This window comes from Mucilaginibacter dorajii (genome assembly GCF_024808255.1).
Classification (GTDB): Bacteria; Bacteroidota; Bacteroidia; order Sphingobacteriales; family Sphingobacteriaceae; genus Mucilaginibacter; species Mucilaginibacter dorajii.
Genome location: NZ_JANTYS010000002.1, coordinates 569051 through 575833, shown reverse-complemented (window position 1 = coordinate 575833; position 6783 = coordinate 569051). Strand labels below are relative to the sequence as shown.

The window sequence follows — 6783 nt, the reverse complement described above, 5'->3', positions numbered from 1 at the left end:
ACTATCAACCATGAACACTACAGTTCTGTTGTTTTCTCTGATTTACTTACTTCTTTCAATAATATGTCATTGTTTATAAGTCATTAGGTCACCGGGTCATTAAGTCATTATTGAAACGGTTGAATAAATGAATAAACAATATAAAATAAGTTGCCCATGGTTGGGTTAAGGTAATTGTAAGTCAAAAATGACTCAATGACTTAATGACGAAATGACAACTAAAAAACATTCAGGTGCCTATATCGGCGGTGTCTACCTCTTCCCATTCCGAACAGAGAAGTCAAGCCCGCCAGAGCCGATGGTACTGCGGTAATACGTGGGAGAGTAGGTCGGTGCCAAATCTTAATCAGCCATAGCGGCTGTTAACGCCAAGCCTTCATCTAACGATGAGGGCTTTTTGCGTTACTAACCCCTCCGTTCACTGGTTCATTAGTTCATTGGGAATTAGCGGAACAATCTACTAACTGAAAACCGCCCTCTGCTATCTGCAAACCGGCTTCCCCTGCTAACTGCAAACCGAAAACTCAAAAGATCCTAATCCAATAATCCTTACTCTAAAGACTCCCTTCAACCTATCCACCAGTTATTAACCAGGTTTAATTCTTCGCGGGCGCGGGTTGTAGCGGTATACCACCAGTTGCATAGTTCGGGGTAGGGCATGCCGTACATACTTTTCTCCAGGAATAGATAGACGTCGTTCCATTCGCCCCCCTGGGCTTTGTGGCAGGTAACAGCATAGCCGTAAGATGCTTTTAGGCAATTAAGGTATTCATCTTCACGCATGGCTTCGCGGTAGCTTTCGGTATTGGCAGATATACCTTTTTCGCGCATGCGCGTGTTGAAATCAATCATCAGATATTTGGAATCATCGTTGCTAAGGTTGCCCTTCATACTGTTTAAAGCATCAAGGGAGAGCATAATGCTAAACTCTTTCCCCGAAGCCAAAGCCGTGATCCTTATCTTCTGAAATTTCAATGTTGCTTTAGTTTTAATTTCACCAAGTTCATCAATAACCACAAAATCACCGTTAGTAAGCGGGGCCGCATAATTATTTTGAGTTACCAATAATACATCGCCCTGCCGTAGCGGCTCATGTTCAGATCCAAATAGCTCACGGCGCATCGCCCTGTTAATTTGCATCACCATTTTATTTCTCCGGGCAATAGCCAGTGTAGTGTTAGTGCCGGATGCCCGGTATTTGTTGGCATAAGCAGCAAATAATGATCGGTCTGTTGTATGCAACCTTACATTTTTGAGGTTGGCTGCGGGAAGCTTAGGGAATCTTGGGGGTTCTTTATCGTCCCTCATTTTTCTGATGGCCCCTGCCAACACCAGGATATCGTAGCCATCCTTAGTACGCTCTATAGTAGTTAAGGTGAATGATACAGCAACGTGGTTTTGATCTTCCAGCCATTTTACATCCAACGCGGGACTAAACGATGAGCCCACAGGGGGCAACTGACATGGATCGCCGACAAAAATGATCTTGTTTTTACCTGCCACCTCAAAAAAGTCATTGAGTAGCATGCCGGAGCCAAAAACCGCGAAATTGTCACTCTGCATCATTTCTGCCGATAGCATCGAAGCTTCATCTACTATATAGATCATTGGATCCTGATCTGGTGGCCGTGTAGTAAACTGGAGCGTCATTTGTGCGTTAGCAGATGCGGCTGCATTGGCCGTAGGATGTTCATCGATGCCATCTATCTTACTGAAATTATATACCTCGCCGTGTACTGTTGTTGCAGTAAACCCGGTTTTACCCCTAAGCACGGTAGCCGCTCTGCCGGTAGCTGCCAGCATGGTAAACTTCTTTTCCTTTTCTTCCAGCCACTTTCCAACACGCTGCATCAAAAAAGTTTTACCTGTGCCTGCGTAACCCTTCAAAACAAAAACGTTGGCTGTAGGATGCTGCAAAAACTTGTGAATCGCCTTAAAAGCAGCCTTCTGATCGGAATTTAAAACAGGCTGATCGGCCATAGATAGATTGATATGTTATTCAAATATAATGTTGGAGGATAGCATCAGGAAGTTAACGTTAAAAATTAAAACAAAAACGCGTTTGTAAATAATATTTGAACGCCGAATTATATGCAAATATCAAACGATTTTCTAATTACAGTGCTCCAACTACTTGTACATTGTCACCTCTTGTTACCCTTCACCCCTATGTAATATTTGGAGAATCAGCAGTAAGTCCTATTTTGTTAAAAAGAGAATTTAAATGAATTATTTACAGGTTGTTAGCTGTAAGACGAAACCTCACCACTGTTTTAAGCAACAATAAACACAAAAGCAACGTATAAGAACCGTTACTGCGAAGAACAGAAAAGTTGGATATATGTGGATTATTCCCCCAATCTACATCAACAGGATACTTTAAATAATAAATATGAATAACAAAAACTACCTGACGTGTATTGTAGCAGGTGTATTAATTTTATCATCATTTACGATGTGTACCAAAAGCAAAATTGAAGCACCGGTTGCAGCAACACCAACTCAGGCAACCGAAGCTGCAAGTTTGGCTACCCAGGCCGTTACAGGCGCCACATATACAGTAAAGTCTTCTGATTGGATAGTTGACGGCAGCACGATTGTTCCCGGAACAATTGTGTATATCCCGGCCGGTACAAGAGGTTCCTTACTGCTTAAAAATTTTAAAGGCACGGCTGCCGCTCCTATTATTATTGTTAATAAAGGTGGTAAAGTAACCTTTTCTACTTCTACAAGTGCATCGTACGGTTTTAAAACGCAAAACTGCACTTACTTTAAGGTGCTTGGAAACGGTGTATCTACTATCAAATATGGTTTTGATGTAAACGGTGGCAATATCGGAATGACAATGGATGATCTGAGTTCGGATTTTGAGATAGCCAATGTTGAAGTTCGTAACAGCGGCTTTGCCGGTATTATGGCAAAAACCGACCCATCATGTGATCCGGCAACGTGGCGAGGACATTTTACCATGAAAAATGTAAATATTCACGACAACTACGTTCACAAAACAGGTGGCGAAGGGCTTTACGTAGGAAATTCCTTTTACCAGGATGGGGTTTCAACTTCATGCGGAACGGTTTTTCCTCACAATGTAGTGAACGCGAAAATATACAGAAATCTTACAGATTCTACCGGCAGCGAAGGTATCCAGGTTGGCAGTGCTACTTCAGCTTGCGACATCTACAGCAATACGGTTAAAAACCCAGGGGTAAGTCCTTTTTCGGCTTACCAGGATAACGGGATTCAGATAGGGGAAGGTACCGGTGGGAGGTGTTTTAATAACCTGGTGAGCAATGCGCCGGGCAACGGTATTATAGTTTTGGGACTTGGCGATAACGTGGTATTCAACAACTATATCCTTAATTCAAAAAGCTACGGAATTTTTGCAGATTCAAGATATACCCCAGGGCCCCATTTTCAGTTTATTAATAATACCATCATAGCTTCTGCTTTGGGTGGTATCAAATTAAACTCCGAGACTATCCCGATGAATACTGTTATTAATAACGTTATTATCCAATCGGCGTCATTAACCCCGATAATCAGGAAAAGCACCAGTGTTAAGCTTACGGCTTCTAACAATTATGTAAATACAAATGTAGCTGCCTGCAAATTTGTGAATTATAATGGCGGTGATTTTCATTTACAGTCGTCATCTCCGCTTATAAATAAGGGAGCAAATGTTTTATCATACGGTGTAAAAGTTGACTATTATGGTAAAACGCGCCCTTCGGGAGCTGAGTTTGACATTGGCGCTGCCGAGTATTAATTTTTTGGATAAAGGATTGTTGGATAAAGGAGTAAGGATTTATAACCTTATGATAACCATTATGGTAAAAATCACAAGTCTGCAATGCTATTTTTGCTAATACATGGGGCCTGATAAAAGATTGTGCTGTTGTGTTGCGCAACAAGTGAAACAGTGAAAAGTAGCATCTGCTTGTAAGCCAATATGTTGTGAATTGTCATATTTTGCAAACCGCAACAGGATCGCAACAGTCTAAAAAAACAGTACTAAAATTATTTTCTATACTTTTCCTAATATCACCAGTCTAAAAGTCTTTGCTCTTTACTCCCCAAATCCTTAATCTGCCACCCCCAATTACTTTACAAGAGTAACCGCTATTCCTTTTTCCTGCAGTATTTTAAGCATTGCCGGGCTTATCCCGCTATCGGTAATAATATGCTGAACCTGGTCAATAGGGCAAATTTTCCCTAAGCCACGTTTTCCAAACTTGGTACTATCAGCCAATACAACTACCGTTTGGGCGGCATTAATCATTTTTTGGTTTAACCGGGCCTCCATTAAATTGGTGGTTGTTAAGCCAATTTCGGGATCGATGCCGTCAACACCTAAAAAAAGCATACTGCATGCCATGTCCTGTAGCATTACTTCGGGGTATGAACCTGTTACAGATGATGACGAATTACGTAGTTGCCCACCTAACTGAACCACCTCTACATTAGGTTGTTGGGATAGCTCGATAGCCACATTGAGGGCTGATGTAATTACGGTTAGGTGCTTACCGGGGTTAATTGACCTGGCAAGAGCCAGCATGGTAGTACCCGACGCTATAATAATAGAATCATTGTTGCCAATCAGCGCGGCTGCGGCCGCCCCTATCTGCTGCTTTTCTGCAGCATTTAGCTTCTCCTTTTCGGCTACAGGCCGGTCATTGGTGTATGGGTTGCTTTTGGTGGCTCCACCATGGGTTCTGAACAATAGTTTTTTATCCTCCAAAAGTTTCAGATCCTTTCGGATAGTAACTTCAGAAACATTTAATTGCTTACCCAGTTCCTGTACGTTTACAAAGCCCCCGTCTTCCAACTGCCGGAGTATGATCTTGTGCCTGTCGGTATTTTTATTCATAAACAAACAAAACTAAGCAAAAAAGTCGCCATAAATCAAATTTGAAATAAAAAATAAGTTTCGATTTGTTATTTTATATTTCGTTATTGTATATTTGAAAGTAAATCGAAATATAACATAATAGAATGAATGTTTTCAGCAGGCGGGCAATCTTGCAATCTATACAGGATACAGGCAAGGTTTGGGATATGATTATTATTGGCGGGGGCGCTACCGGGCTGGGTACTGCGGTAGATGCGGCTTCGCGCGGCTTATCGGTGTTGTTGCTGGAACAAGCAGACTTTGCCAAAGGAACATCAAGCCGGGCAACCAAACTGGTACATGGCGGCGTACGCTACCTGGCGCAGGGCGATATAGGCCTGGTACGCGAAGCCCTGCACGAAAGAGGTTTATTGTTAAAGAATGCCCCGCACCTGGTAAAAAACGAAAGTTTTATTATTCCTAATTATAGCTGGTTTGATGGTATATTTTATACCATTGGTTTAACCATATATGATTTGCTGGCAGGTAAGCTGGGTTTTGGCAGGGCCAGGCATATCTCAAAAAAAGAAACCATACAACGGTTACCAGGGATTGAAGATAAAGGCCTTCACGGTGGTGTAGTGTACCACGATGGGCAGTTTGATGACTCAAGACTGGCTGTAAACCTGGCGCAAACCGCTTTAGAGCAGGGTGCCTCGGTTTTAAATTATGTTAAGGTTACCGGATTGATAAAAGACAGCGGTAATAAAGTTGTCGGTGTTAAGGCTATTGATGCCGAAACAGGGCTTACCTATCAGCTAAAAACCAAAACTGTTATTAACGCTACAGGAGTTTTTGTAGATGATGTGCTTAAAATGGATATGCCCGATAAAAAGCCGTTGGTAAGACCAAGCCAGGGTGTGCATTTGGTTTTAAATAAAGAATTTATGCCCGGTGAGGATGCCATTATGATCCCCAAAACCGAAGACGGACGGGTGTTATTTGTGGTTCCGTGGTATAACAAGCTGTTGGTTGGTACTACCGATACGCCTATTGACCTGCACAGCCTGGAACCGGTGGCGCTTGATACCGAAATAGAATTTATTTTGCGTACCGCGGCTAAGTATCTAAAAAAGATACCAACCCATGAGGATGTGTTAAGCGTTTTTGCAGGGTTAAGACCTTTGGCCGCACCGCAGGATGAATCGTCAAAAACCAAAGAGATTTCCCGCAGTCATAAGCTCATTGTTTCTAAGTCGGGCCTCATCACCATAACCGGGGGCAAATGGACAACCTATCGTAAAATGGGGCAGGATACGGTAGATAAAGCGATAGAAGTGGGCAAATTACCCAACAAGGCTTGCATTACCGCCAGCCTGCCCATACATGGCAGCAAGCCAAACCCCGATAGGAGCAATCACCTGTATGTTTACGGTGCCAATATACCAGGGGTATTAGCCTTAATAAATGAAAACAACGACTGGCAAAACCGGGTGCATCCGGATGATGAATACACCAAAGGCGAGGTGATCTGGGCTGTAAGGAATGAAATGGCACGGACTGTTGAAGATGTACTGGCGCGCCGTACCCGCGTGTTATTTTTAAACGCCCGGTTGGCTGTAGCCATGGCCCCCGAAGTTGCCCGCCTGATGGCCGCCGAACTGAATAAAGATGCCGCATGGCAAACAGAACAGATAGCTGCCTTTAATAAGGTAGCAGGAAACTATATATTAGCGTAACCAATTAGTATCAAGTGGTTAGTATCAAGTATCAAGATTTTCTGGTCAGGCGAAGAATTGACTCGTAGAAGTTTTTGTTAAAACTTCCAACAACTGAACTTTTTTTCTTGATTCTTGACTTTACCTCAAGTAGTAAATATCAAGATTTTTAACTTTCGGGTAAAAGGCTCTTATATTAAACCGCTTATGCAGCGGTCTTGATACTTGATACTA

4 protein-coding genes and 1 rRNA gene are annotated in these 6783 nt (G+C 42.5%); 3 read left to right on the top strand and 2 right to left on the bottom strand.

Going from position 1 to position 6783, the window contains the following annotated elements; genetic code table 11:
• Window positions 1-229: 229 nt before the first annotated feature.
• Window positions 230-341: ribosomal RNA gene (gene rrf / locus FHS10_RS04470) — 5S ribosomal RNA — on the top strand.
• A gap of 226 nt (window positions 342-567) precedes the next feature.
• Here the strand turns inward: rrf and FHS10_RS04465 are convergent.
• Window positions 568-1980: an ATP-dependent DNA helicase gene (locus tag FHS10_RS04465; RefSeq protein WP_259087966.1), complete on the bottom strand. Its 1413-nt coding sequence runs from the start codon at window positions 1978-1980 to the stop codon at window positions 568-570.
• A gap of 412 nt (window positions 1981-2392) precedes the next feature.
• Between FHS10_RS04465 and FHS10_RS04460 the strand changes: the two genes are divergently transcribed.
• A complete protein-coding gene (locus tag FHS10_RS04460; protein WP_259087964.1) occupies window positions 2393-3769 on the top strand; it encodes a right-handed parallel beta-helix repeat-containing protein in 1377 nt (458 codons plus the stop codon).
• A gap of 333 nt (window positions 3770-4102) precedes the next feature.
• Here FHS10_RS04460 and FHS10_RS04455 read toward each other — a convergent pair whose 3' ends face one another.
• Window positions 4103-4870: a DeoR/GlpR family DNA-binding transcription regulator gene (locus FHS10_RS04455; RefSeq protein WP_259087963.1), complete on the bottom strand. Its 768-nt coding sequence runs from the start codon at window positions 4868-4870 to the stop codon at window positions 4103-4105.
• 125 nt (window positions 4871-4995) lie between these two features.
• Here FHS10_RS04455 and FHS10_RS04450 point away from each other — a divergent pair, with 125 nt between their 5' ends.
• Window positions 4996-6570 (top strand): glycerol-3-phosphate dehydrogenase/oxidase, encoded by a 1575-nt coding sequence (locus tag FHS10_RS04450; protein ID WP_259087961.1) that lies wholly within the window; start codon window positions 4996-4998, stop codon window positions 6568-6570.
• Window positions 6571-6783: the final 213 nt, after the last annotated feature.

Coding starts and splice junctions, on each gene's coding strand:
- FHS10_RS04465 (WP_259087966.1), bottom strand. CDS start 1,980: ATGGCCGATCAGCCTGTTTTAAATTCCGATCAGAAGGCTGCTTTTAAG.
- FHS10_RS04460 (WP_259087964.1), top strand. CDS start 2,393: ATGAATAACAAAAACTACCTGACGTGTATTGTAGCAGGTGTATTAATT.
- FHS10_RS04455 (WP_259087963.1), bottom strand. CDS start 4,870: ATGAATAAAAATACCGACAGGCACAAGATCATACTCCGGCAGTTGGAA.
- FHS10_RS04450 (WP_259087961.1), top strand. CDS start 4,996: ATGAATGTTTTCAGCAGGCGGGCAATCTTGCAATCTATACAGGATACA.